The 23,565-nt window shown below is 72.0% G+C and carries 24 protein-coding genes and 1 pseudogene; 10 read left to right on the top strand and 15 right to left on the bottom strand.

What is annotated here, in order from left to right; genetic code table 11:
- Nucleotides 1–135: 135 nt before the first annotated feature.
- A complete protein-coding gene (locus QRN89_RS21055) occupies nucleotides 136–1,842 on the bottom strand; it encodes a glycerol-3-phosphate dehydrogenase/oxidase (protein ID WP_290350927.1) in 1,707 nt (568 codons plus the stop codon).
- Between the two features lie 220 nt (nucleotides 1,843–2,062).
- Between QRN89_RS21055 and QRN89_RS21050 the strand changes: the two genes are divergently transcribed.
- Both QRN89_RS21050 and QRN89_RS21045 read left to right on the top strand, forming a co-directional pair.
- Nucleotides 2,063–3,304, top strand: coding sequence for a nucleotide sugar dehydrogenase (locus QRN89_RS21050; RefSeq protein ID WP_290350926.1), 1,242 nt, complete (start codon nucleotides 2,063–2,065; stop codon nucleotides 3,302–3,304).
- 110 nt (nucleotides 3,305–3,414) lie between these two features.
- Complete coding sequence (locus QRN89_RS21045; protein ID WP_290350925.1) at nucleotides 3,415–3,939, top strand: hypothetical protein; 525 nt, start codon at nucleotides 3,415–3,417, stop codon at nucleotides 3,937–3,939.
- 118 nt (nucleotides 3,940–4,057) lie between these two features.
- Here the strand turns inward: QRN89_RS21045 and QRN89_RS21040 are convergent, their stop codons facing one another.
- From QRN89_RS21040 to QRN89_RS21025, 4 genes are all read right to left on the bottom strand, one after another.
- Nucleotides 4,058–5,182 (bottom strand): GuaB3 family IMP dehydrogenase-related protein, encoded by a 1,125-nt coding sequence (locus QRN89_RS21040; RefSeq protein ID WP_290350924.1) that lies wholly within the window; start codon nucleotides 5,180–5,182, stop codon nucleotides 4,058–4,060.
- A 127-nt stretch (nucleotides 5,183–5,309) separates the two neighbouring features.
- Entirely contained in the window at nucleotides 5,310–6,812 is a 1,503-nt protein-coding gene (guaB, locus tag QRN89_RS21035) for an IMP dehydrogenase (protein WP_290350923.1), read from the bottom strand.
- 150 nt (nucleotides 6,813–6,962) lie between these two features.
- Nucleotides 6,963–7,550, bottom strand: coding sequence for a sigma-70 family RNA polymerase sigma factor (locus tag QRN89_RS21030; protein WP_290350922.1), 588 nt, complete (start codon nucleotides 7,548–7,550; stop codon nucleotides 6,963–6,965).
- A gap of 335 nt (nucleotides 7,551–7,885) precedes the next feature.
- Nucleotides 7,886–8,497, bottom strand: a complete 612-nt coding sequence (locus QRN89_RS21025; protein WP_003948568.1) for a response regulator transcription factor — start codon at nucleotides 8,495–8,497, stop codon at nucleotides 7,886–7,888.
- Between the two features lie 380 nt (nucleotides 8,498–8,877).
- Between QRN89_RS21025 and QRN89_RS21020 the strand changes: the two genes are divergently transcribed.
- Nucleotides 8,878–9,201, top strand: a complete 324-nt coding sequence (locus tag QRN89_RS21020) for a WhiB family transcriptional regulator (RefSeq protein ID WP_290350921.1) — start codon at nucleotides 8,878–8,880, stop codon at nucleotides 9,199–9,201.
- 107 nt (nucleotides 9,202–9,308) lie between these two features.
- Here QRN89_RS21020 and QRN89_RS21015 read toward each other — a convergent pair whose 3' ends face one another.
- A complete protein-coding gene (locus tag QRN89_RS21015; protein WP_290350920.1) occupies nucleotides 9,309–10,199 on the bottom strand; it encodes a LysR family transcriptional regulator in 891 nt (296 codons plus the stop codon).
- 80 nt (nucleotides 10,200–10,279) lie between these two features.
- Here QRN89_RS21015 and QRN89_RS21010 point away from each other — a divergent pair, with 80 nt between their 5' ends.
- Both QRN89_RS21010 and QRN89_RS21005 read left to right on the top strand, forming a co-directional pair.
- Entirely contained in the window at nucleotides 10,280–10,948 is a 669-nt protein-coding gene (locus tag QRN89_RS21010; RefSeq protein WP_290350919.1) for an MOSC domain-containing protein, read from the top strand.
- A gap of 499 nt (nucleotides 10,949–11,447) precedes the next feature.
- Nucleotides 11,448–12,221 carry an SDR family NAD(P)-dependent oxidoreductase gene (locus tag QRN89_RS21005; protein ID WP_290350918.1) on the top strand — a complete coding sequence of 258 codons (774 nt, stop codon included), beginning with the start codon at nucleotides 11,448–11,450 and terminating at the stop codon, nucleotides 12,219–12,221.
- On the opposite strand, the gene QRN89_RS21000 is transcribed toward QRN89_RS21005, so the two are convergent.
- Nucleotides 12,184–12,441 carry a hypothetical protein gene (locus QRN89_RS21000; protein ID WP_290350917.1) on the bottom strand — a complete coding sequence of 86 codons (258 nt, stop codon included), beginning with the start codon at nucleotides 12,439–12,441 and terminating at the stop codon, nucleotides 12,184–12,186. The two genes, QRN89_RS21005 and QRN89_RS21000, sit on opposite strands and share 38 nt — an antisense overlap.
- Nucleotides 12,442–12,523: 82 nt before the next feature.
- Here QRN89_RS21000 and QRN89_RS20995 point away from each other — a divergent pair.
- From QRN89_RS20995 to QRN89_RS20985, 3 genes and pseudogenes are all read left to right on the top strand, one after another.
- Nucleotides 12,524–12,707: pseudogene (locus QRN89_RS20995) on the top strand (hypothetical protein); the annotation flags it as partial.
- 24 nt (nucleotides 12,708–12,731) lie between these two features.
- Nucleotides 12,732–13,790 carry a hydroxyacid dehydrogenase gene (locus tag QRN89_RS20990; protein ID WP_390701304.1) on the top strand — a complete coding sequence of 353 codons (1,059 nt, stop codon included), beginning with the start codon at nucleotides 12,732–12,734 and terminating at the stop codon, nucleotides 13,788–13,790.
- 125 nt (nucleotides 13,791–13,915) lie between these two features.
- On the top strand, nucleotides 13,916–14,608 hold the full coding sequence (locus tag QRN89_RS20985; RefSeq protein ID WP_290350916.1) for an ester cyclase: 693 nt from the start codon (nucleotides 13,916–13,918) through the stop codon (nucleotides 14,606–14,608).
- A gap of 123 nt (nucleotides 14,609–14,731) precedes the next feature.
- Here the strand turns inward: QRN89_RS20985 and groL are convergent, their stop codons facing one another.
- The 3 genes from groL to QRN89_RS20970 form a co-directional block, all read right to left on the bottom strand.
- Nucleotides 14,732–16,354: a chaperonin GroEL gene (gene groL, locus QRN89_RS20980; RefSeq protein ID WP_290350915.1), complete on the bottom strand. Its 1,623-nt coding sequence runs from the start codon at nucleotides 16,352–16,354 to the stop codon at nucleotides 14,732–14,734.
- Nucleotides 16,355–16,454: 100 nt separating this feature from the next.
- The gene (gene groES, locus QRN89_RS20975) at nucleotides 16,455–16,763 is read right to left on the bottom strand and encodes a co-chaperone GroES (protein ID WP_017949608.1); all 309 of its coding nucleotides are present in this window, start codon (nucleotides 16,761–16,763) and stop codon (nucleotides 16,455–16,457) included.
- Nucleotides 16,764–17,072: 309 nt separating this feature from the next.
- Nucleotides 17,073–18,170, bottom strand: coding sequence for a polysaccharide deacetylase family protein (locus QRN89_RS20970; protein ID WP_290350914.1), 1,098 nt, complete (start codon nucleotides 18,168–18,170; stop codon nucleotides 17,073–17,075).
- A gap of 55 nt (nucleotides 18,171–18,225) precedes the next feature.
- Here QRN89_RS20970 and QRN89_RS20965 point away from each other — a divergent pair, with 55 nt between their 5' ends.
- Nucleotides 18,226–19,530 (top strand): THUMP-like domain-containing protein, encoded by a 1,305-nt coding sequence (locus tag QRN89_RS20965; protein WP_290350913.1) that lies wholly within the window; start codon nucleotides 18,226–18,228, stop codon nucleotides 19,528–19,530.
- Nucleotides 19,531–19,563: 33 nt separating this feature from the next.
- On the opposite strand, the gene QRN89_RS20960 is transcribed toward QRN89_RS20965, so the two are convergent.
- The 5 genes from QRN89_RS20960 to tsaB form a co-directional block, all read right to left on the bottom strand.
- Nucleotides 19,564–20,214, bottom strand: a complete 651-nt coding sequence (locus QRN89_RS20960) for a hypothetical protein (protein ID WP_290350912.1) — start codon at nucleotides 20,212–20,214, stop codon at nucleotides 19,564–19,566.
- 99 nt (nucleotides 20,215–20,313) lie between these two features.
- Nucleotides 20,314–20,598 (bottom strand): hypothetical protein, encoded by a 285-nt coding sequence (locus QRN89_RS20955; RefSeq protein ID WP_290350911.1) that lies wholly within the window; start codon nucleotides 20,596–20,598, stop codon nucleotides 20,314–20,316.
- Entirely contained in the window at nucleotides 20,595–21,707 is a 1,113-nt protein-coding gene (tsaD, locus tag QRN89_RS20950) for a tRNA (adenosine(37)-N6)-threonylcarbamoyltransferase complex transferase subunit TsaD (protein WP_290350910.1), read from the bottom strand. Before tsaD ends, QRN89_RS20955 begins: the two co-directional genes overlap by 4 nt.
- A complete protein-coding gene (gene rimI, locus QRN89_RS20945) occupies nucleotides 21,700–22,173 on the bottom strand; it encodes a ribosomal protein S18-alanine N-acetyltransferase (RefSeq protein ID WP_290353798.1) in 474 nt (157 codons plus the stop codon). The genes tsaD and rimI overlap by 8 nt, the downstream gene beginning before the upstream one ends.
- A gap of 20 nt (nucleotides 22,174–22,193) precedes the next feature.
- Complete coding sequence (tsaB, locus tag QRN89_RS20940) at nucleotides 22,194–22,847, bottom strand: tRNA (adenosine(37)-N6)-threonylcarbamoyltransferase complex dimerization subunit type 1 TsaB (protein WP_290350909.1); 654 nt, start codon at nucleotides 22,845–22,847, stop codon at nucleotides 22,194–22,196.
- Between the two features lie 126 nt (nucleotides 22,848–22,973).
- On the opposite strand from tsaB, the gene QRN89_RS20935 reads away from it, so the two are divergent.
- Nucleotides 22,974–23,501, top strand: a complete 528-nt coding sequence (locus tag QRN89_RS20935) for a L,D-transpeptidase (protein ID WP_290353797.1) — start codon at nucleotides 22,974–22,976, stop codon at nucleotides 23,499–23,501.
- Nucleotides 23,502–23,565 lie beyond the last annotated feature (64 nt).

Genomic DNA, 23,565 nt, shown 5'->3' with positions numbered 1-23,565 from the left:
CCCGCGCCCGCCGCTCCCGCGCGATGCGGTAACCCGCCCTGGAAGAGCCCCCATTCTCTCTCACTCCAGGACCGGTGGAGATCCCGGGTCCACCGAGCGTCAGGAAGGCTCCGGAGAAAGGGATTCCGCAGGATCCTAGATCGGGACGATGTCGGGGGCGCCCAGCCGCGCCGCGTCGGCCGTCAGGTCGTCCGGCTGCAGCTGCGACTCGCGCTCGGCCTCCACCCGCTTCTCGTAGTGCTCGACTTCCTTCTCGATCTGCTCCTTGTCCCAGCCGAGTACCGGGGCCATCAGCTCGGCACACTCCCGCGCGCTCCGCGTACCCCGGTCGAACGTCTCGATGGAGATGCGGGTCCGCCGGGTGAGCACGTCGTCGAGGTGCCGTGCCCCCTCGTGGGAGGCGGCGTAGACGACTTCGGCCCGCAGGTAGTCGTCCGCTCCGGCCAGCGGCCGGCCGAGGCCCGGATCGGCCGTGACGAGCTCCAGCAGTTCCTCGGTCATCGACCCGTACCGGTTCAGCAGGTGCTCGACGCGGGCCACATGGAGGCCCGTCCTCTCGGCGATCCTCGCCCGGGCGTTCCACAGGGCGCGGTACCCCTCGGCGCCCAGCAGCGGCACGTCCTCCGTGACGCACTCCGCGACCCGGCGGTCCAGCCCGTGCACCGCCTCGTCCACGGCGTCCTTCGCCATCACCCGGTACGTCGTGTACTTGCCGCCGGCGACGACGACCAGACCCGGCACCGGGTGCGCCACCGTGTGCTCGCGGCTGAGCTTGCTCGTCGCGTCCGACTCCCCGGCGAGCAGCGGGCGCAGTCCCGCGAACACCCCCTCGACGTCGTCACGGGTGAGCGGGACGGCGAGCACCGAATTCACGTGCGCCAGCAGGTAGTCGATGTCGGCGCTGGAGGCGGCCGGGTGCGCCTTGTCCAGGTCCCACTCGGTGTCCGTGGTGCCCAGGATCCAGTGCCGCCCCCAGGGGATGACGAAGAGCACGGACTTCTCGGTGCGCAGGATGATGCCGCTGGTCGAGTGGATCCGGTCCTTGGGCACGACGAGATGGATGCCCTTGGAGGCCCGGACGTGGAACTGGCCGCGCTCGCCGATCATGGCCTGGGTGTCGTCGGTCCAGACACCGGTGGCGTTCACGATCTGCTTCGCCCTGATCTCGTACTCCCCGCCGGTCTCGATGTCCTTCACCCGGGCGCCGACGACCCGCTCCCCCTCGCGCAGGAAGCCGATGACCGGTGCCCTGCTGGCGGCGCGCGCGCCGTAGGAGGCGGCCGTGCGCACCAGGGTCGCCACATAACGGGCGTCGTCCATCTGGGCGTCGTAGTACTGGAGGGCGCCGACCAGGGCGTCCCTCCGCAGGCAGGGGGCCACCTGGAGGGCGTGCCTGCGGGTGAGATGGCGATGGACGGGCAGACCGCGGCCGTGGCCCGAGGACACGGACATCGTGTCGTACAGCGCGACTCCCGCTCCGGCGTAGACCCGCTCCCAGCCCTTGTGCTGCAGCGGATAGAGGAAGGGCACGGGCTTGACGAGATGCGGGGCGATCCGCTCCAGCAGCAGCCCGCGCTCCTTGAGCGCTTCGCGCACCAGCGCGAAGTCCAGCATCTCCAGATAACGCAGCCCGCCGTGGACCAGCTTGCTCGATCTGCTCGAGGTGCCCGACGCCCAGTCACGCGCCTCGACGATCCCGGTGGACAGCCCGCGCGTCACCGCGTCCAGCGCGGTCCCCGCTCCGACCACTCCGCCACCGACCACCAGTACGTCCAGCTCGTGCTCTGCCATCGCGGCCAGGGCCTCGTCGCGCTGCGCCGGCCCCATTGTCGCTGTCCTCACGGTGCCTCCCGTCGCCCCCATTGGTCGGGCCCACACACTTGATTCTGTCCGCACTCCCGGACTTCAGCCACCGCCTGTGGACAACACTCGGGCGACCTGACGCGCGCAATACCGCATATCGGTCATATTTACTCCTAGTCTGACATTGCTCCTGCTCGTTCTGTCCACAGGACTTGCGCGTCACGTGACCTTCGGCTATTGGGAAGGACGGCTCACCGCCATGCCCGCAGATCTCGCCGTCATCGGACTCGGCCACCTCGGACTGCCCCTCGCCCAGGCCGCCGCAGCCGCGGGCATCAAGACCATCGGCTACGACCCCGATCCCCGCCCCGCCGCCGAACTCGCCGCGGGACGTCCGCCCGTGGACGGTTCCCTCAGCGCGTCGGAGATCCGCCGGATGCTCTCGGGGGGCTTCCGGCCGACCACCGACCCCGCCGAGCTGGGCCGGGTGCGCACCGCCGTCATCTGCGCCCCGACCCCACTCGGCCCCGACCGCGGGCTCGACCTCACCGCGGTCGGCGCGGCCGCCCGGGCCCTGGCCGCGCGGCTGCGCCCGCACACCACCGTGCTGCTCGAGTCCCCGGTGGAACCGGGCACCACGGAGGGCTACCTCCGGCCGATCCTCGAGGAGGGCTCGGGGCTGCGTGCGGGCGCCGACTTCCATCTGGCGTACTCCCCCAGCCGGCTCGACCCCGGCAACCGCGCCCACCGCCACGCCAACACCCCTCAGGTGATCGGGGGGCTGACCCCCGCCTGCACCGAGTCGGCGGCGGCCTTCTACAGCCGCCTCAGCGACAAGGTGGTGCGCGCCCGCGGACTGCGCGAGGCGGAGGCCGTCAAGCTCCTGGAGACCAACTTCCGGCACGTCAACATCGCCCTGGTCAACGAGATGGCGGTGCTCTGCCACGACCTCGGCGTCGATCTCTGGGACGTCATCCGCTGCGCCGAGACCAAGCCGTTCGGGTTCCAGGCCTTCCGCCCCGGCCCCGGCGTGGGCGGGCACGGCGTCCCCGTCGACACGGTCGGCCCCCACCGCTCCCTGCGGCTCGTCGAGGTCGCGGGCCAGATCAACGAACGCATGCCGCAGTACGTCGTCCAGCGCTGCGCGACCCTGCTGAACGAGCACGGCAAGTCGGCCCGCGCGGCCCGGATCCTCCTCCTCGGCATCACGTACAAGCCGGACCTCGCCGACCGGCAGGGCTCCCCCGCGCCGGAGATCGCGAGCCGGCTGATGGAACTGGGCGCCTCGGTCGGCTACCACGACCCCTATGTGACGGACTGGCGGGTGAACGACCGGCCCGTACCCCGCGCCGACTCCCTCTACGAGGCCGCGGCCACCGCCGACCTCACCGTGCTGCTCCAGCACCACCGCACGTACGACCTGCAGGGGCTGGCGGTCAAGGCGCAGATCTTCCTGGACACCAGGGGTGCCTCCCCGGCAGGGGCGGCGCACCGCCTGTGAATCCGCGGGCGCCGGAATTCCGCGTGTGCGGTGTCGGACCGGGGTGCTAGCCTCCAGCGCCACTCGTCGCACACTCGTGCGCTTCAGCGTTCCATGGGGGGAACACCAGCATGTCCCAGTCCACTCCGCCGTCCGAGCAGTCCACGCCTCCGTCCGGCGCTCCGTTCCCCGACGGCACCGCACCGGCGCCCGCACCGGTCCTCGGCGCGGACGTCCCGGCGCCCGCCCCCGCGCGCGGCAACGTCGCCCTCGGCCTGGTCGCAGCCCTGGTCTCGGCACTCGTCGCGGGCGGCGTCTACGGCGGTGTCGCCGGCGCGATCGAGCGGGAGATCGGCTGGGCCGCCATCGGCGTCGGCTTCCTCGTCGGATTCGCCGCCGGCAAGCTCGGCGGCCGCAACCCGGTCCTGCCCGTCGTCAGCGCCCTGCTCTCGCTCGGCGCCGTCTACCTCGGCCAGCTCCTCGCCATCGCGGTCATCGCCGGCAAGGAGCTGAAGGTGTCCGCGTCCGAGATGTTCTTCGACAACTTCGGTCTGATGACGGACGCCTGGAGCGCGAGCAAGGACTTCATGACGTTCGTCTTCTTCGCCCTGGCCGCCTTCGCCGCTTTCGCCGGAGCCAGGAAGGCGACCGAGTGACCGTCCGCCGCCGCTGCCGGCGTCCGGCCTGACCGGCCACGCGGAAACGGCAGGGGCCCGGCACCGTCTCGGCCGAGACGGTGCCGGGCCCCTGCCGTGCGTTCGGTCCGGGCAGCCGTCAGCGCTTGTGCTGGGAGTCCGCGACGGTCACCTCGACGCGCTGGAACTCCTTCAGCTCGCTGTAGCCCGTCGTCGCCATGGCGCGCTTGAGGGCGCCGAACAGGTTCATCGAACCGTCCGGGGTGTGCGAGGGACCGGTGAGGATCTCCTCCGTGGTGCCGACGATGCCCAGGTCGACGAGCTTGCCGCGCGGCACGTCCTCGTGGACGGCCTCCATGCCCCAGTGGTGGCCGCGGCCGGGCGCGTCCGTCGCACGGGCCAGCGGGGAGCCCATCATCACGGCGTCCGCGCCGCAGGCGATGGCCTTCGGGAGGTCGCCCGACCAGCCCACACCGCCGTCGGCGATGACGTGGACGTACCGGCCGCCCGACTCGTCCATGTAGTCGCGGCGGGCCGCGGCGACGTCCGCGACGGCCGTCGCCATCGGGACCTGGATGCCCAGCACATTGCGGGTGGTGTGGGCGGCGCCGCCGCCGAAGCCGACGAGGACACCCGCCGCGCCGGTGCGCATCAGGTGCAGCGCCGCCGTGTAGGTGGCGCAGCCGCCGACGATGACGGGGACGTCGAGCTCGTAGATGAACTGCTTCAGGTTCAACGGCTCGGCCGCGCCGGACACGTGTTCGGCCGAGACGGTCGTACCGCGGATGACGAAGATGTCCACGCCCGCGTCGACGACGGTCTTGGAGAACTGCGCGGTGCGCTGCGGCGACAGGGCGGCGGCCGTGACGACGCCGGAGTCGCGCACCTCCTTCAGCCGCTGCCCGATCAGCTCCTCCTTGATCGGGGCGGCGTAGATCTCCTGCAGGCGGCGGGTCGCGCTCTCGGCGGGCAGCTCGGCGATCTCGTCGAGCAGCGGCTGCGGGTCCTCGTACCGGGTCCACAGTCCCTCGAGGTTCAGCACGCCCAGTCCGCCCAGCTCACCGATGCGGATCGCGGTCTGCGGGGAGACGACGGAGTCCATGGGAGCGGCCAGGAACGGCAGCTCGAAGCGGTAGGCGTCGATCTGCCACGCGATCGAGACCTCCTTCGGGTCCCGGGTGCGCCGGCTCGGTACGACGGCGATGTCGTCGAACGCGTACGCCCTGCGGCCGCGCTTGCCGCGCCCGATCTCGATCTCAGTCACGATGTGTGGCCTTTCCCTCTACGTCTGCGCCTACCAGTATCCCCGACACACATGCCAGGGGCGGTCCCGGGAATCCCCGGAACCGCCCCTGCGGAAACACCCGCGGCGCCGTCTGCCGCGGTCCGCGCTACTTCCTGCTGTAGTTCGGCGCCTCGACCGTCATCTGGATGTCGTGCGGGTGGCTCTCCTTGAGACCCGCCGAGGTGATCCGGACGAACCGGCCGCGGTCCTGCAGTTCCGGCACGGTGCGGCCGCCGACGTAGAACATCGACTGGCGCAGACCGCCCACGAGCTGGTGGACGACGGCGGAGAGCGGGCCGCGGTAGGGCACCTGGCCCTCGATGCCCTCGGGGACGAGCTTCTCGTCGGAGGCGACGCCCTCCTGGAAGTAGCGGTCCTTGGAGAAGGAGCGCTGGTCGCCACGGGACTGCATCGCGCCGAGCGAGCCCATGCCGCGGTACGACTTGAACTGCTTGCCGTTGATGAAGAGCAGTTCGCCCGGGGACTCCTCGCAGCCGGCGAGCAGAGAGCCGAGCATCACCGTGTCGGCTCCCGCGACCAGGGCCTTCGCGATGTCGCCGCTGTACTGGAGGCCGCCGTCGCCGATGACCGGCACCCCCGCCGCCTTGGCGGCCAGTGACGCCTCGTAGATCGCGGTGACCTGCGGGACGCCGATGCCGGCGACGACGCGGGTCGTGCAGATGGAGCCGGGGCCGACGCCGACCTTGATGCCGTCCACGCCGGCGTCGATGAGCGCCTGGGCACCGTCGCGGGTCGCGACGTTGCCGCCGACGACGTCGACGGGGGCATTGGACTTGATCTTGGCGACCATGTCGCCGACCAGCTTGGAGTGGCCGTGGGCGGTGTCGACGACGATGAAGTCGACACCGGCCTCGATGAGGGCCTGGGCGCGCTCGAACGCGTCACCGGCGACACCGACGGCGGCGCCGACGATGAGCCGGCCGTTCTTGTCCTTGGCGGCGTTCGGGTACTTCTCCGCCTTGACGAAGTCCTTGACGGTGATGAGGCCCTTGAGGATGCCCCCGTCGTCGACCAGCGGAAGCTTCTCGATCTTGTGGCGGCGCAGCAGCTCCATGGCGTCGACGCCCGAGATGCCGACCTTGCCGGTCACCAGCGGCATCGGGGTCATGACGTCGCGCACCTGCTGCGAGCGGTCCGTTTCGAAGGCCATGTCGCGGTTGGTGACGATGCCGAGCAGCTTGCCGGCCGCGTCGGTGACGGGGACACCGCTGATCCGGAACTTGGCGCAGATCGCGTCCGCCTCGGCGAGCGTGGCGTCGGGGTGCACCGTGATCGGGTCGGTGACCATGCCGGACTCGGAGCGCTTCACCAGGTCGACCTGGTTCGCCTGGTCGGCGATGGAGAGGTTGCGGTGCAGCACGCCGACGCCGCCCTGGCGGGCCATGGCGATGGCCATGCGGGACTCGGTCACCTTGTCCATGGCGGCGGACAGCAGGGGGATGTTCACCCGCACGTTCTTCGAGACGAGCGAGGAGGCGTCGATCTGGTCGGGCGCCATGTCGGACGCGCCCGGCAGCAGCAGCACGTCGTCGTAGGTCAGCCCGAGTGTCGCGAATTTCTCGGGCACTCCGTCGACGTTGGCAGTCATGACACCTTCCCCAAATGGCCTTGATCGGTGCGGATGTCCATGCTAACGGGATCCGAGGGTGTCTCATTCCACGATCAAGATCACCGAGTAGCTTTGTACGTTCGTACGTACGGACGCGGCGCTGGTGCGGTTCAGCCGCCGTCCTCCACGCTACTGCTCCGCGAGCGCCCGCAGTCTGCTGAGGGCCCGGTGCTGGGCGACGCGGACCGCGCCCGGCGACATGCCGAGCATCTGTCCGGTCTCCTCCGCGGTGAGCCCGACGGCGACCCGCAGCACCAGCAGCTCGCGCTGGTTCTCGGGCAGGCTGGCGAGGAGCCTCTTGGCCCACTCCGCGTCGTCGCTGAGCAGCGCGCGCTCCTCGGGGCCCAGCGAGTCGTCGGGCCGCTCCGGCATCTCGTCGGACGGCACCGCGGTGGACCCGGGATGCCGCATGGCGGCCCGCTGCAGATCGGCGACCTTGTGCGCCGCGATCGCGAAGACGAACGCCTCGAAGGGGCGCCCGGTGTCCTTGTAGCGCGGCAGCGCCATCAGGACCGCGACGCAGACTTCCTGCGCGAGGTCCTCGACGAAGTGACGGGCGTCACCGGGAAGCCGGCTCAGCCGGGTGCGGCAGTACCGCAGCGCGAGCGGGTGGACCCTGGCCAGCAGATCGTGTGTGGCCTGGTCGTCGCCGTCGACGGCACGCTGGACGAGGGCACCGATGGCCCCCTGGGCAGTCGCCGCCTCGTCGTCGCGCATCGGTCCATGGTGCCTTGGCTGCCGCTGGTCCGTGGCACCGCGTCCGTAGTTGTGCACCGAAGCGTTATGAGCAGGTGCGCCGGAACTCATCTCCTGCGCCCTCCCCTTGCGCTCGACCGACTCGTCCCCGAGGAACTCCACAACTCAAGGATGCGGCATCGCGCGGGAAACGTGTGCCCGCCGTCGTCCGCCGCCCCGCCCACCGCATGACGGGCGGGACTCACGATGCCTGCGGGGCCTGTGTGACGGGGCCCCGGGCGCGCGTCTCGTGCACGACGGCCGCGCGCCCCTCCGGTTCGACCGCCGGGACCGGTCCCGGCTTCGCCCGGCACCGCTCAGCGGACCAGGCCCCAGCGGAATCCGAGCGCGACGGCGTGCGCTCGGTCCGAGGCACCCAGCTTCTTGAACAGCCGCCTCGCGTGCGTCTTCACCGTGTCCTCGGAGAGGAACAGCTCACGCCCGATCTCGGCGTTGGACCTGCCGTGACTCATGCCCTCGAGCACCTGGATCTCCCGGGCGGTGAGGGTCGGCGCGGCACCCATCTCGGCCGAGCGCAGCCGGCGCGGGGCGAGCCGCCAGGTCGGGTCGGCGAGGGCCTGGGTGACCGTGGCCCGCAGCTCGGCGCGCGAGGCGTCCTTGTGCAGGTATCCACGGGCACCGGCGGCGACGGCGAGTGCGACGCCGTCCAGGTCCTCCGCGACCGTGAGCATGATGATCCGGGCGCCGGGGTCGGCGGAGAGAAGCCGGCGGACCGTCTCGACGCCGCCCAGTCCGGGCATGCGTACGTCCATCAGAATCAGATCCGAGCGGTCGGCCCCCCAGCGGCGGAGGACTTCCTCGCCGTTGGCCGCGGTCGTCACGCGCTCGACGCCGGGCACGGTTGCCACCGCGCGGCGGAGCGCCTCTCGGGCGAGCGGGGAGTCGTCGCAGACGAGGACGGATGTCATGGCCGCCCTCCGCAGCTGATGCGCGTCACCTTGAGCCTCCAGGCTGGTTACGTATCGTCACCTGTGCGGTTGACGCCCCCGGACACCTGCCCGAGCGCTTGTTCTCTCAACCGCCTCCGCCCTCTCAACGACGGTCACTCGAAAGAGTTACGGGTGGGCCGGGCACCTTCGGCACTCTACGTGAGGACCCGTGAACGGAGGAGAGCGACACAGCTCAACTGCATGTCAGATGGCCGCAATGCCCCATTTAGCTGCATTTCTTCCCATTTGCTGGTGTCTGCGACTAGATTCGCAATGAGTCATATTTACATCTACTTACACCGTAGATGTACGGTCGGAGCTCAGAACCACTCAGCACGGCTACCAAGGGGACATGCGCTATGGCAGATTTCTCCCGCCTTCCCGGACCGAACGCCGATCTGTGGGACTGGCAGCTGCTCGCAGCATGCCGTGGGGTAGACAGCTCGCTCTTCTTCCATCCCGAGGGGGAACGCGGCGCGGCAAGGAGTGCGCGCGAGAACTCGGCGAAAGAGGTCTGCATGAGGTGCCCGGTACGCGCGGAGTGCGCGGCGCACGCGCTCGCGGTCCGGGAGCCCTACGGGGTGTGGGGCGGACTGACGGAGGACGAACGCGAGGAGCTCATGGGGCGGGCCCGGCACCGACTGATCCCGGCGGGTGGCCCGGGCGGCGCGCCGCACGGCTGACCCGCAGCCTTCACCATCCGAGAAGAAACGTTCCTGCAGCTGTCCGGGCCGTATCCGGAGCCATCCGTGTCCGGAACGGACCGCCTCGGGGGACGCCCTTCGGCGTGTCAGCGGGCGGCGGCCAGGGCCAGCCGGTCCAGGGTGGCCGCGACCGCCGGCACCTGAGCCAGATCGGGCAGGGTCAGGGCGACGATCTCGCGGTGGACGGAGGGCTCCACCGCCACCGTCCTGGCGCCCTTGGGCAGTACGGACTCCAGCGCGAGTTCCGGCAGGACCGCGACGCCGAGACCGGCGCCGACGAGTCCGACCACGGCCGGGTAGTCGTCCGTGGCGAAGTCGATCCTCGGAGTGAAGCCCGACTCCTCGCAGACCGCGACCAGCTGACGGCGGCAGCGGGGGCACCCGGCGATCCACGGCTCGTCCGCCAGGTCCGCGATGGAGACTGATCCCGCCTCGGCGAGGCGGTGCCCCTCGGGCACCAGGCCCACGAGCCGGTCACTGAGCAGCGGCCGTACGACGAGGTCCGCCCACTCCGCTCCCCCGGCGCCGTACCGGAACGCCAGGGCCACGTCGCAGTCCCCCTCACGCAGCATCTCCTCCGAGCGGGGCGGCTCGGCCTCGACGAGCGAGACACGCGTACCCGGGTGCGCGGCGCGCAGGGAGGCCAGGGCCGTCGGCACCAGCGTGGAACTGCCGCTGGAGAACGACACCAGCCGGACCCGGCCGGCTCGCAGTCCGGCGATCGCGGCGACCTCCTCCTCGGCGGCGGTGAGCCCGGCGAGAATGCCCGCCGCATGGCGCACGAGCGCCTCCCCGGCCTGCGTGAGGCGCATCTCCCGGCCGGTGCGGACCAGCAACGGGGTCCCCGCGGACGCCTCGAGGGCCTTCATCTGCTGACTGACGGCGGGCTGGGTGCAGCCCAGTTCACGGGCCGCCGCGGAGAAGGATCCGGTGGCGGCCACGGCACGCAGGACGCGGAGGTGGCGGGCTTCGATCACCCCTCTATCATAAGAGACACTTGGGCCTGACTCGAATTATTCGATGGAGGCTTTGGGGAGCCTCGGACTAGCTTCGGGGCATGGAACTTCTCTCCGTGAACGTGGGACGGCTCAGGGCCGTCGAGCACACCTCCGCGGTCTCCGGGCTCAGCGGCGTGGACAAACGGCCCGTCCCTGGCCCGGTGCGGGTCTTCGCCCCCGGTCCGCAGGGCGCCGGCGCGAGCGGGGTGGAGGGGGACGAGATCGGCGACCTCCGCTTCCACGGGGGCGACGACCGGGCCGTCACCGCGTACGCCCGGGAGGACCTCGACCTCTGGGAGCGGGAGCTGGGCCGGCCGCTCGCGGACGGGGCGTTCGGGGAGAACCTGACGACCAGCGGTCTCGATGTGAACGGGGCACTGATCGGGGAGCGCTGGCGCATCGGCTCCGGTGTGGTCCTGGAGGTCACGGGCGGCCGGGTGCCCTGCAGCACCTTCCAGGGGCACGTCGGGGAGAAGGGCTGGGTCAGGCGGTTCACCCGGGCGGGGCAACCGGGCGCCCTGCTGCGGGTGATCGAGCCGGGGACGCTCCGGGCGGGCGATCCGGTGCGGGTGGTGCACCGGCCGGACCACGACATCACCGTCGCGCTGCTGTTCAAGGCGGCCACCCTGGAACGGAAGTTGCTGCCGCGCACGCTCGTCGCGGCGCCGTGGATGGAGTCCGCGCTGCTGGAGACCGCCCGGGAGTACACGGAGAAGCACGGGAGCTGACTGCTCCGGCGCGCCCGGCCGGGCAGGAGCCCCTGCCACGACGCGGGCGGGGCGGCGGCGCGGACCTGACGTCGGGTCGGAGCAGGCCCCGGCGGGAACCCGGCGGCGGCGGAGACGTGGCCCAGGAAGAGACCTCCGGCGCGGCGACGCTGGTGAGGAGCCGTACGACGCCGATGCACGCAGCTCACGTCGGCACGGAGCAGGCGCAGGCGCAGGCGCGGGCGGGAACCGGGGGATGCGGACGTACGCGGCGCACAGCCGGCTCTGCGGGAACCCGGCGACGGCACGGGCGGGGCCGTCATCGGCACGGACCCGCCGGGGCCGTGCCCGAGGGCGCGGTGCCGACGGCGGCGGCCGGGCGGGCGACGGGGCCGGCGGACGCCCTTCCCCGCCGGGCCCGGTGACGCCCCGCCAGCTGCCCCGCGCCGCACCGGGTGACGCCCGGCACCATGGCCCGGCTCGCACGGCGCGCGTGCACGCGGCGCACTAACGTGCCCCTATGACGACAGCACTCATCACGGGCTCGACCGCGGGCATCGGGGCCGCGTTCGCGCGGCGGCTCGCGGCGGACGGGCACGATCTGGTCCTGGTGGCCCGGGACACCAGGCGCCTCCAGGAGCAGGCCACCGAGCTCCACGACCGGCACGGCATCGAGGCGGAGGTGCTGACCGCCGACCTGGCCGAGGACGACGGCATCTCCTCCGTGGAGAAGCGGCTCGACGACCGCAGACGGCCGGTGGACCTGCTCGTCAACAACGCGGGGTTCGGCAACAAGGGGCGCTTCCTCGAGGTCTCCATGGCCGACGAGCTGCGGATGCTCAAGGTGCACTGCGAAGCGGTGCTGCGGCTGACGGCCGCCGCCACCGCGCCCATGCGCGACCGGGGCCGAGGCGGGGTGGTGAACGTGGCGTCGGTCGCCGCGTTCGTGCCGCGCGGCACGTACGGGGCGTCGAAGGCGTGGGTCGTGCAGTTCACCCAGGGCGCGGCCCGGGACCTGGCGGGCACGGGCGTGCGGCTGATGGCGCTCTGCCCGGGGTTCGTGCGCACCGAGTTCCACGAGCGGGCCGGGATGGGCACGGACAACATCCCCGGCTGGATGTGGCTGGACGCCGACAAACTGGTGTCGTCGGCGCTCGCCGATCTGGCGCGCGGCAGGACGCTGTCGGTTCCCGACCCGCGCTACAAGGCGCTGATGGGTGTGGTGAAGCTGGCCCCGCGGGGTCTGCTGGGCGGGGTCAGCTCCAGGGCGGGCCGGAAGTACGGACCGCGGTAGTCCCGTCCTGCCAGGTCACCGTGAGGGTGCGGCCGCTGATCCCGACCTCGGCGAGGGCGGTGACGGGTTCGGGGTCGGGCTCGGCCGTGAGCGAGGCGAGTGCGACGAAGAGCGTGTCCGGTCCCGGTCCGGTCGTGCCGTGCAGGGCGGCGGTGCGGGTGAGCGGGCCCTGGAGGGTGGGGCCGGACGCGGACGCCGTGCGCACCGTGTAGCCGTGCACCGGCTGGAGTTGGGCGGTGGGGGCCGCCGGGTGCGACGGCCCAGCCGGTCGCCGGACGGGGGTGCCCTCGGGCGCCCCCGTCACCAGCACCCACGGCGAGCCGGAGTTCTACCCCCTCGTCGTCACCGGCTCCCTGCTCGCCGTCATCCCCCTCGTCGTCGCCTTCGTCTCCCTGCAGCGGCACTGGAAGGCGGGGCCTGACCGCCGGGAGCGTCGAGTGGCCCCGCGCGTGCCCCCCTGGCCGCCCGCCGGTTTGCCCCAAGTGACCACCGAGGAGTCGGACTTCCACCATGCACCACGCCACTGACAACGCCACCGCCGAGGCCGACGGCAGCGGCGGCGGACCGGCCCTGCTGCTCGCCATGGGGCCCGGTATCGCGGAACGCCTGTTCACCGACGCCCACCGGGCCCGTCTCGGCTCCCTGGCCCGGACCGACCCGTACCTCGTCGCCCACGACCTGGCCGATCCCCCGCCCGCCGTCGCGGCCGCACTCACCGAGGCGGAGGTGCTGCTCACCTGCTGGGGCGCGACACCTCTCGACGAGCGCGTCCTGGACGCGGCGCCGCGACTGCGGGCCGTCGTCCACGCGGCGGGTTCGGTGAAACACCACATCACGCAGGCGTGCTGGGACCGCGGCGTCCTCGTCGCCTCCGCCGCCGCGGCGAACGCGTTGCCCGTGGCCGAGTACACGCTCGCCGCGATCCTCTTCGCCAACAAGCGCGTACTGCACAGCCGTCATCGCTACCGGGAGCTGCGCGCGGGGCACGACTGGCGCCGGGAACTGGACGGCGCGGGCAACTACGGCCGTACGGTCGGCGTCGTCGGCGCGTCCCGGATCGGGCGGCGGGTGATCGAACTGCTGCGCCCCTTCGACCTGCGGGTGCTGCTGTACGACCCGTACACGGACGCCGACGAGGCCGCCCGGCTGGGGGCGGAGCCGGTGCCGCTGGACGACCTCTGTCGGCGCAGTGACATCGTCACCGTCCACGCCCCGGAGATCCCGGCCACCCGCCACATGGTCGACGCCCGCCGGCTGTCCCTGATGCCGGACGGCGCGACCTTGATCAACACCGCTCGGGGCTCTCTGGTCGACACGGACGCACTGCTCCCGGAACTGCTGTCCGGCCGCCTGTGCGCGGTGCTGGACGTCACCGAGCCCGAGGTGCCGCCCGCCGACTCGCCGCTCTACGACCTCCCGAACGTCCTGCTGACCCCGCACGTCGCGGGCTCCCTCGGCCGGGAGCTGCACCGGATGGCCGATCTGGCACTGGACGAGGTGGAGCGGTACGTGCGGGGCCGGCCCTTCACCGAGCCGGTCGTCCCCGCGGTGCTGGACCGCTCGGCGTAGCCGGACCCTTGCGGCCCGGTCGAAACCGTCCGACCACCCACCGAACTAGGCAAACCAAGGCAGAACATGACGATTTCACTAGAATGGTGGCATCCGACGCAGTGCCCCATCTGCCGGGAGACGCCATGACATTCGTACAGATGATCGATTGCAAAACGGATCGCGTCGACGAGCTCAACCAGCTCCTGGACACCTGGGTCGAACAGACCAGGGGCAGGCGCACCGCCACCCACAGCCTCCTCGCACAGGACCGCTCCGACGGGACCCATGTGGTGGAGATCGTCGAGTTCCCCTCCTACGAGGACGCCATGCGGAACTCGAACCTCCCCGAGACCGACCGGATCTTCCAGGAGATGGTCGCGCTGTGCGACGGCATGCCGACCTTCACGGACCTGGAGGTCGTCCGCGACGAGCAGTTGCACAAGGACACGTGCGCCCGGTTCTTCACCGAGGCCCTTCCCGGTGACCCCGGGCTCCTCGACGGACTGCTCACCCGGGACTACCACGATCACGACCCGGCCAACTCCCCGGACGTGATCGGCGTCGAGGCCCTCCGCCGCGAGGTCGCGATGTGGCGCGACGCCTTCGACTTCGCCTTCACCCTCGAGGACCAGATCGCCGAGGGAGACCGGGTCTGCACCCGCTGGACGTGGGAGGGCACCCACAAGGGCGAGTTCCTGGGCCTCGCGCCCACCGGCAGGCAGGTGTCGATGACCGGGACGACCGTCCACCGGCTCCACGAGGGCCTGATCTGCGAGGGCTGGTGGCAGTACGACCGGCTCGGGCTGATGGGCCGGCTCGGGGCACTGGAGATGTAGCCCCGGCCCGACGGCCGCGAGCCCCGGCCGCGGCGCCCGCCCCGCGCTCAAAGGGGAAGGCCCCCGCTCCCTCCCGGGAGCGGGGGCCTTCGTACGTCCTGGGCGGACGGGAGACCGGTACGGTCAGTGGGCGTGGCCGTGGCCGTGGCCCGCGTCCGCCGGCTCCTCCTCCTTCTTCTCCACCACGAGGGTCTCGGTGGTGAGCAGCAGGGAGGCGATCGACGCGGCGTTCTCCAGGGCGGAGCGGGTGACCTTGACCGGGTCGATGACGCCGGCCTTCACCAGGTCGCCGTACTCGCCGGTCGCGGCGTTGAAGCCGTTGCCCTTCTCCAGCTCCGCCACCTTCGCGGTGATGACGTAGCCCTCGAGGCCGGCGTTCTCGGCGATCCAGCGCAGCGGCTCGACGGCGGCACGGCGCACGACCGCGACACCGGTGGCCTCGTCGCCGTCCTTGCCGAGGTTGCCGTCCAGCACCTTGACGGCGTGGACCAGGGCGGAGCCACCACCGGAGACGATGCCCTCCTCGACCGCGGCGCGGGTCGCGGAGATGGCGTCCTCCAGACGGTGCTTCTTCTCCTTCAGCTCCACCTCGGTGGCGGCGCCGACCTTGATCACGCACACGCCGCCGGCCAGCTTCGCGAGGCGCTCCTGGAGCTTCTCGCGGTCCCAGTCGGAGTCCGTGGCCTCGATCTCGGCCTTGATCTGGTTGACGCGGCCGGCCACGTCCGCGCTGCTGCCGCCGCCGTCGACGATCGTGGTGTCGTCCTTGGTGACGGTGACGCGGCGGGCGGAGCCCAGCACGTCCAGACCGGCCTGGTCGAGCTTGAGGCCGACCTCCTCGGCGATGACGGTGGCACCGGTGAGGGTGGCCATGTCCTGGAGCATCGCCTTGCGGCGGTCACCGAAGCCGGGGGCCTTGACCGCGACCGCGTTGAAGGTGCCGCGGATCTTGTTCACGACGAGGGTGGACAGGGCCTCGCCCTCGACGTCCTCGGCGATGATCAGCAGCGGCTTCGAGGCGCCGGCCTGGATGACCTTCTCCAGCAGCGGGAGCAGGTCCTGGATCGAGGAGATCTTGCCCTGGTTGATCAGGATGTACGGGTCGTCGAGGACGGCCTCCATACGCTCCTGGTCGGTCACCATGTACGGCGACAGGTAACCCTTGTCGAAGGCCATGCCCTCGGTGAAGTCCAGCTCCAGACCGAAGGTGTTGGACTCCTCGACGGTGATGACGCCGTCCTTGCCGACCTTGTCCATCGCCTCGGCGATGAGCTCGCCGACCTGCTGGTCCTGGGCGGACAGCGCGGCGACGGCGGCGATGTCGGACTTCTCCTCGATCGGGCGCGCGGTGGCGATCAGCTCGTCGGAGACGGCCTTGACCGCGGCGTCGATGCCCTTCTTCAGGGCGGCCGGGGAGGCACCGGCGGCGACGTTGCGCAGTCCCTCGCGCACCAGCGCCTGGGCCAGCACGGTGGCGGTGGTGGTGCCGTCACCCGCGATGTCGTTGGTCTTCGTCGCCACCTCCTTCACCAGCTGGGCACCGAGGTTCTCGTACGGGTCCTCGATCTCGACCTCACGGGCGATCGTGACACCGTCGTTGGTGATGGTGGGGGCACCGAACTTCTTGTCGATCACGACGTTGCGGCCCTTGGGGCCGATCGTCACCTTGACCGTGTCGGCGAGCTTGTTGACGCCGCGCTCAAGGGCGCGACGGGCGTCCTCGTCGAACTTCAGGATCTTCGCCATGGAGCTTCTCAAGTCCTCTCAAAGCGAACCGCGCCCCTCGCCGCCCGGCTTCATCATCAGCGGGGGCCAGGGGCGCGGCTCTGAGCAAATCTGCGGTGAATTACTTCTCGACGATCGCGAGCACGTCGCGGGCCGAGAGGACGAGGTACTCCTCGCCGCTGTACTTCACCTCGGTGCCGCCGTACTTGCTGTAGAGCACGACATCGCCGGTCTTGACGTCGAGCGGCAGGCGCTCGCCGTTCTCGAAGCGGCCCGGGCCGACGGCCAGGACGACGCCCTCCTGGGGCTTCTCCTTGGCGGTGTCCGGAATGACCAGGCCAGAGGCGGTGGTCTGCTCGGCGTCGAGCGGCTGGACCACGATGCGGTCCTCGAGCGGCTTGATGGCAACCTTGGAGCTGGTGGTCGTCACGATCCGACCTCCCCCTTCGGAGATCTCACGGGGTTCATCTGTCTGAGGTGGCGACCAGGTGGATCCGTCGTCGCGGGTGCCGGACCTGCCCGTCGCTGTGTTGGCACTCTCCGGTGGGGAGTGCCAGAGCCGAGACTATGACCGGGATTAGCACTCGGTCAAGCGGAGTGCCAATCCACTGCGTGTTCGGCCGGTTCCCGCCGGGCCGTCCGGGGCGCTTCGCCGGGAGCGGCGGCGACGACGGGCCGCCGGGGACGACCGCGTCGGCGGCCGCCGCGGCCCGTCGCGCGCGGGCGGGCGGCCGGCGCCTCAGACGTAGTCCTCCAGCCTCGCCACCGCGTAGCCCTTCGCCGTGACGACCTTCATCACGTTGCGGATCATGTCCGGCATGCTGCCCTTCCACTCCGCCTTGCCGCGGAAGTGCGTGAGGATGATGTCGCCGGGGTGCAGGTCCCGGTCCCACTCGCGCCACTCCATGTGGTCCGGGAACGCCTCCGCCGCCCACAGCGGCACGGCCTTCACACCGCACGACTTGGCGGCGCGCAGCGTGTCCCGGTTGTAGCTGCCGTACGGCGGCCGGAAGAGGCGCGGCCGCTTGCCGAACCGCTTCTCGATCCTGGCCTGCTGCCCGCAGATCTCCGCCTTCTGCTTCGCGTACGACAGCGCCGGCAGATACGGGTGGGTGAGCGTGTGGTTGTGCAGGGAGACTCCGCGGTCCTGCATCCTCCCGAAGTAGCCGTAGTCGTCCCTCACGACGTAGTCGCTGAGGAAGGCGCTGTACGGGATCCGCAGCTCGCTCATCATCCGCAGCAGCTTCGGGTCCTTCTCCGCACCGTCGTCGATCGTCAGGAAGACGACCTTCTGCTTCGTGGGCACGGTGGTGAAGACGGGCGGCAGGCCCTTGGGGCGGTCGACCTCGAAGCCCTTGCGCGTGGTGATCCTCGGCTTCTCGTCGGGCGGCGGGGGCGGGGGCAGCGGGGTCTGCCGAAGGCCCCAGCGCCTGGCCGCGGCCGCCCGGGCGGCCTGGATCTTCTTCATCCGCTTCGCGTACGCGGCGAGCGCCTCGGCCGGTCCGGCGGCGGCCTTCTCGCCCGCCCGCTCCCGGTCCTCGCCGCGCTCACCCTTCGCCCGCTCGCCGCCCTCCTCGCCGGAGTCCTTCCGGGCGTCCTCGCGGCCCTTCTCCCGGCCCTCCTCCTTGCGGGACCCGGCGCCCCCGTCCGGCCGCTCGCCGTCCGCTCCGCCCTTCCGGTCCCCCCGCTCACCCCGTCCCGGCGACGCCGGCTCCTGGCCGTGTGCGGGAGCGGCGGCGGAGGCGCCCGTCTTCCCCGTGGCCTTCGGCGCGCCGCCGCCCTGCCCGGGCTCGGCGGCACAGCCCGAGCCGACGGCCATGACGAGCAGCACGCACATCCACATACGCCTGCGCCGAATTGCTGGCTTCTTTTCGTTTTGTCGTACTTGCTGCATGGCGTCGCATCCTGTCAGCGCCACACGCCCCGGAACGCCCGACAGCGCCGCCCGGCCGCACACCATCCCCCGGGCGGCCGACAATGGCCGGGTGAACGACACCGGCTCGCCCTCCCCGCTCGCCCCTCTGCTCACCCCCGAGGGGCAGTCCCTCCTCGCCGCCCTGCGCGACTACGACCCGGGACAGGAGCTGGGCGTCGCCACCCGGCTGCGCCGCGACCATCCGGCCGAGCTGGTCTCGGCGGCACTGACGCAGGCGCGGCTGAGACAGCGGGCGGTGGCGAAGTTCGGCGCGGAGGACGCGTACCGGATGTACTTCACGCCCAACGGCGTGGAGCAGTCGACGAGGGCGTCCGTCGCCGCCCACCGCGCCGCCCGGTTCGCGGAACTCGGCGTACGGAGTGTGGCGGATCTCTGCTGCGGGATCGGCGGGGACGCGATCGCGCTCGCCCGTGCCGGGATCTCCGTACTGGCCGTGGACCGCGACCCGTTCACCGCCGACGTCGCCCGCGCCAACGCCGAGGCGCTGGGGCTGGACCCGCTGATCGAGGTCCGCCGGACCGATGTCACCGAGGTCGACACCTCCTCCCACGACGCCGTCTTCGTCGACCCCGCCCGCCGCGCCGGCCGGGGCGGGCGAGGGCCGAAGGGCGGCAGTGGCCGGATCTTCGACCCGGAGGCCTACTCCCCGCCGCTGTCCTGGGCCGTCGGCGCCGCCCGCACGGCCCGGTTCGCGGCGCTCAAGATCGCGCCGGGGGTCCCGCACGAGGCGATTCCCGAGGACGCCGAGGCCGAGTGGATCTCCGACCACGGGGACGTGAAGGAGGCCGTGCTCTGGTTCGGCACCGCGCCCGGCGCCCGCCGCGCCACTCTCCTGCCGTCCGGCGCCGCGCTGGTCGGGCGCGGGCTGCCGGACCCCCGCGTACGGAAGACCGGCCGCTACCTCTACGAGCCCGACGGCGCCGTCATCCGCGCCCATCTCGTCGCGGAGGTCGCCGAGGAGCTCGACGGCGGTCTGCTCGACGGGACGATCGCCTACATCACGGCCGACGAACTGCGCCCGACGCCGTACGCGACGGCGTACGAGATCACCGACGAACTCCCGTTCAACCTCAAGAAGCTGAAGGCCCTGCTGCGCGAACGGGAGGTCGGCACGCTCACCGTGAAGAAGCGCGGATCGGCGGTCGAACCCGAGGAGCTGCGCCGCAAGGTGAAGCCGAGCGGGCCGAACGCGGCCACGGTCTTCCTGACCCGGGTGGCCGGCGCGCCCACCGTGCTCATCGGAGCCCCGGCGGGCGTCTGACGGGACGCGGGCGGCCGTGCACCCGGCCGCCCCTCAGCCGCGCGCCTCCCCGGGCGCCACCGCCGCGGGGACCACGGAGGTCAGCCGCGCCGCCCAGCGGTAGTGCGCCACGGCCTTGGCGACACCGGTCAGGCCCGCGACCCAGCACAGCACGCCCACGCCCATGAAGTACGCGACCTCCCCGTAGGTCCAGCTCCCGGGACGCGCGGCGGCCGGGGCCGCGAAGGACACCCACAGCCCGAACGCGGCGAGCAGGAACGACACCAGCAACCACGCAAGGCTCCGGCCGGGGGCGCCGAGCCGGGAGTCGCGGGCCGGGTCGAGGTCGAGCGCGGACCACTGCGCGAGCAGCCTGCGGATCCTGAGGTCCCGCCGGACGCCGAAGCCGGCCAGGAGCCCGAGCGGCACCAGCACGGCGAGGCCGAGCGCGACGCAGACGCCGAGGAGGACGGCGCTCAGCGGATCGAGGCGGTCGAAGCCGGCCAGACCCGCCCCCACCAGACCCCAGCCGAGCTGAAGCCCCGCCAGCTGCAGCAGGAACAGCAGCAGTCGGGGCACGCCGAGCAGTTGTCCCGTCAGCCCCTGGAGCACCCCGGCACGATCGGCGAGCATCGCCTCGCGGTCCGGCCAGGTGCGGATCTCCGCGGGAGGCGGCGGTGGCGGAAGAGGCGTGCGTCGAGACATGTGTACGAGGCTATCGCCCGGACCGCGGACGGCTTCCGGCCCTGACACGGCGTCCGGAAAGGGGAGTTGACGCCCCGCCCGGGCCACCCCGACGAGGGTTCAGCCCCCGGTGAAGTCCGCCCCGGAGAAGTCGAGCGACTGGAAGCGCCAGCGGTGCACCGGCCTGCCGATCAGCTCCGGGTCCGGGTCCGGCAGCTCGGGGAGTTCGTCGTCGGGCCCGTCCGTCTCCCACCAGGTCAGCACCAGCACCCGGTCGCCCGGTGCCCGGAAGGTCTCCCGGCGCAGCGGGGTCGCGCCGAGGGTCCGGGCGCGAGCCCACTCCAGCAGTTCCCCGCCCCGTCCGGAGGCCGCCCTGGCCTCCCACATCAGGGTGACGACGGTCATGAGTACAGGTTGTCCTTGCTGATCTCGTGCACGTGGTCGTGGTCGTGCACATGGCCGTGGTGGTGCTCGCCCGGCACGTGCGGGTCCGTCACCGGCAGCGAGGAGTCCGCGGACAGCTCCCAGTCCGAGGCGGGCCGGTTCCTGGCGACCATCTCCGCGCCGAGAGCGGCGACCATGGCCCCGTTGTCCGTGCACAGCTTCGGCCGGGGCACACGGAGCCGGATCCCGGCGCGCTCGCAGCGCTCCTCGGCCATCGCGCGCAGCCGGGAGTTCGCGGCGACTCCGCCGCCGATCATCAGGTGGTCGACACCCTCGTCCTTGCAGGCGCGCACGGCCTTCCGGGTCAGTACGTCGACCACGGCCTCCTGGAAGGACGCGGCGACGTCCCGCACGGGGACCTCCTCGCCCGCGTTGCGCTTGGCCTCGATCCAGCGGGCCACGGCCGTCTTCAGCCCGGAGAAGGAGAAGTCGTACGCGGGGTCGCGGGGACCGGTCAGCCCGCGCGGGAACGCGATCGCCTCCGGGTCGCCCTCCTTCGCGAGCCGGTCGATGACCGGGCCGCCGGGAAAGCCGAGGTTCAGCACCCGGGCGATCTTGTCGAACGCCTCGCCCGCCGCGTCGTCGATCGTCGCCCCCATGGGGCGTACGTCGGTGGTGATGTCCGGCGCGAGCAGCAGCGACGAGTGGCCGCCGGAGACCAGCAGGGCCATCGTCGGCTCGGGCAGCGGACCGTGCTCCAGCTGGTCGACGCAGATGTGCGAGGCGAGGTGGTTCACGCCGTACAGCGGCTTGCCCAGGGCGTACGCGTACGCCTTGGCGGCGGAGACGCCCACGAGCAGCGCGCCCGCGAGGCCGGGGCCGGCCGTGACCGCGATGCCGTCCAGGTCCCTGGCCGAGACCCCGGCCTCCTTCAGGGCGCGTTCGACGGTCGGGACCATCGCCTCCAGATGGGCGCGGGACGCGACCTCGGGCACGACCCCGCCGAAGCGCGCGTGCTCGTCGACGCTCGAGGCGATGGCATCGGCGAGGAGCGTCGTCCCGCGGACGATGCCGACACCGGTCTCGTCGCAGGACGTCTCGATGCCGAGTACGAGGGGTTCGTCAGCCATGGTTTCCGGTTCCTTGTGCGTCGTGTACGTGCAGCCGCATCACGAGGGCGTCGATGTTGCCGGGCTGGTAGTAGCCGCGGCGGAAGCCGATCGGCTCGAAGCCGAAGCGCTCGTACAGCTTCTGGGCCCGGGTGTTGTCCACCCGCACTTCGAGCAGGACCTCGTCGCACTCGAACGCGGTCGCGTGCTGCAGCAGGTCGGTGAGGAGCCGGGCGCCGAGGCCCGTGCCCCACTGGTCGCGCGCGACGGCGATGGTCTGGACGTCCCCGAGCCCGCCGGCGGCCGCGAGGCCCGCGTAGCCGACGATCCGTCCCTCCGCCGGGTCCTGGGCGACCACGTAGCGGCGCGTGGCCTGCGGACCGCGCGCGTGCGCCAGCTCGGACCAGAACATGCCCGGGGACCAGGCGTCCTCCGGGAACAGCTCGTGCTCGAGGTCCAGCACCGGCGCGATGTCCCACCAGCGCATCTCGCGCAGGAAGGGGGTGCTCACTGCGGTGTGACCACCTTGTAGTTCTTGGGCACCTGGGCGTCCGGGCGGCGCAGGTACAGCGGCCGCGGCGGCAGGAGTTCCTCGCCGGCGGCCAGCCGCTCGGCGGCCAGCGCGGCGAGGGCGGCCGCCGACTGGTGCTCGGGGCCGCGGGCGTCCGTGAAGACCTCTGGGTACAGCACGGCGCCGGCGCCGACCGCGGGGAGCCCCGCGACCTGCTCGGCGATCTCGGCGGGCCGGTCGACCGCGGGCTCGCCGGTCCTCGTGCGGGAGCCGTCGTACCGCGCCCAGTAGACCTCCTTGCGCCGCGCGTCCGTGGCCACGACGAACGGCTCCTCCAGCCCGGAGGCGTACGCGAGCCCGTCCAGCGTGCACAGTCCGTGGACCGGGATCCCGAGCGCCGAGCCGAAGGTGGCGGCGGTGACCAGCCCCACGCGCAGTCCGGTGTACGGGCCGGGCCCGACGCCGACGACGACTCCGGTGACCGCGTCGAGTTTCAGCCCGGCGGAGGCGAGGACCCGGTCGACGGAGGGCAGCAGCAACTCCCCGTGCCGGCGGGCGTCGACCTGGGTGGACTCGGCGACGACGGAGTCGCCGTCGTGGAGGGCGACGGTGACGGCGGGCGTGGCGGTATCAACGGCGAGCAAGAGCACGCAAACAGCCTACGGCCACCGCGGGGGAGGCACGGCTTCCCGTCCCGCCGCTCCCCTGCTGCTACCGTCACTCAGGCAGGTGTGCGAGCGAGGGGAGCAGGCGTGGCAAGGAGCAGCTCGGGAACGGTGGCCGGGCTCACCGCTGCGGCCCTCGCCGTCGTCGCGTTCCTCGCCTACCAGGCTTCCGCGAACGTGCCGGCGAACCTGGAGAAGCCCGCCGCGGCCGCCCCCAGCCCGCGCCCCTCGGAGGCCGCCAAGGGACCGCGGAAGGACCCGCTGGCCGTCCCCACGGGGTCCGGAAAGGGCGTGCGGGTCGTCTACTCGCTGTCCGAGCGCCGGGTCTGGCTGGTCGGCGCGGGGCAGCTCACCCAGACGTTCCCCGTCGTGCCCAGCACGCTCAGCCCGCGGCCCGGCACGTACGAGGTGACGTCGCGCAGCGGCCGGATCGAGGGCTCGGACGGGGTGGAGATCGAGCACGTCGTGCGGTTCGCCAAGGTCGACGACGTGTCGATCGGATTCAGCGCCGCCGTGGACGGGTCGATGACGAGCCCCGCCCCGGGCCGTAAGACCGGCGGCGTACGGATGAAGCGGGCGGACGGCGACGCCATGTGGACGTTCGCGACGATCGGCTCGAAGGTCGTCGTCGTCCCGTAGCCCCGTGGCGGAGTACCGGTGCCGGAGCGCCGCGACCGGAAGGCGCGCACGCGCACCGTAATTT

It is taken from the genome of Streptomyces sp. HUAS CB01 (assembly GCF_030406905.1).
Classification (GTDB): domain Bacteria; phylum Actinomycetota; class Actinomycetes; order Streptomycetales; family Streptomycetaceae; genus Streptomyces; species Streptomyces chengbuensis.
Note: the sequence above shows the minus strand (reverse complement) of the source record. Positions and strands in the feature narration are given on the sequence as shown.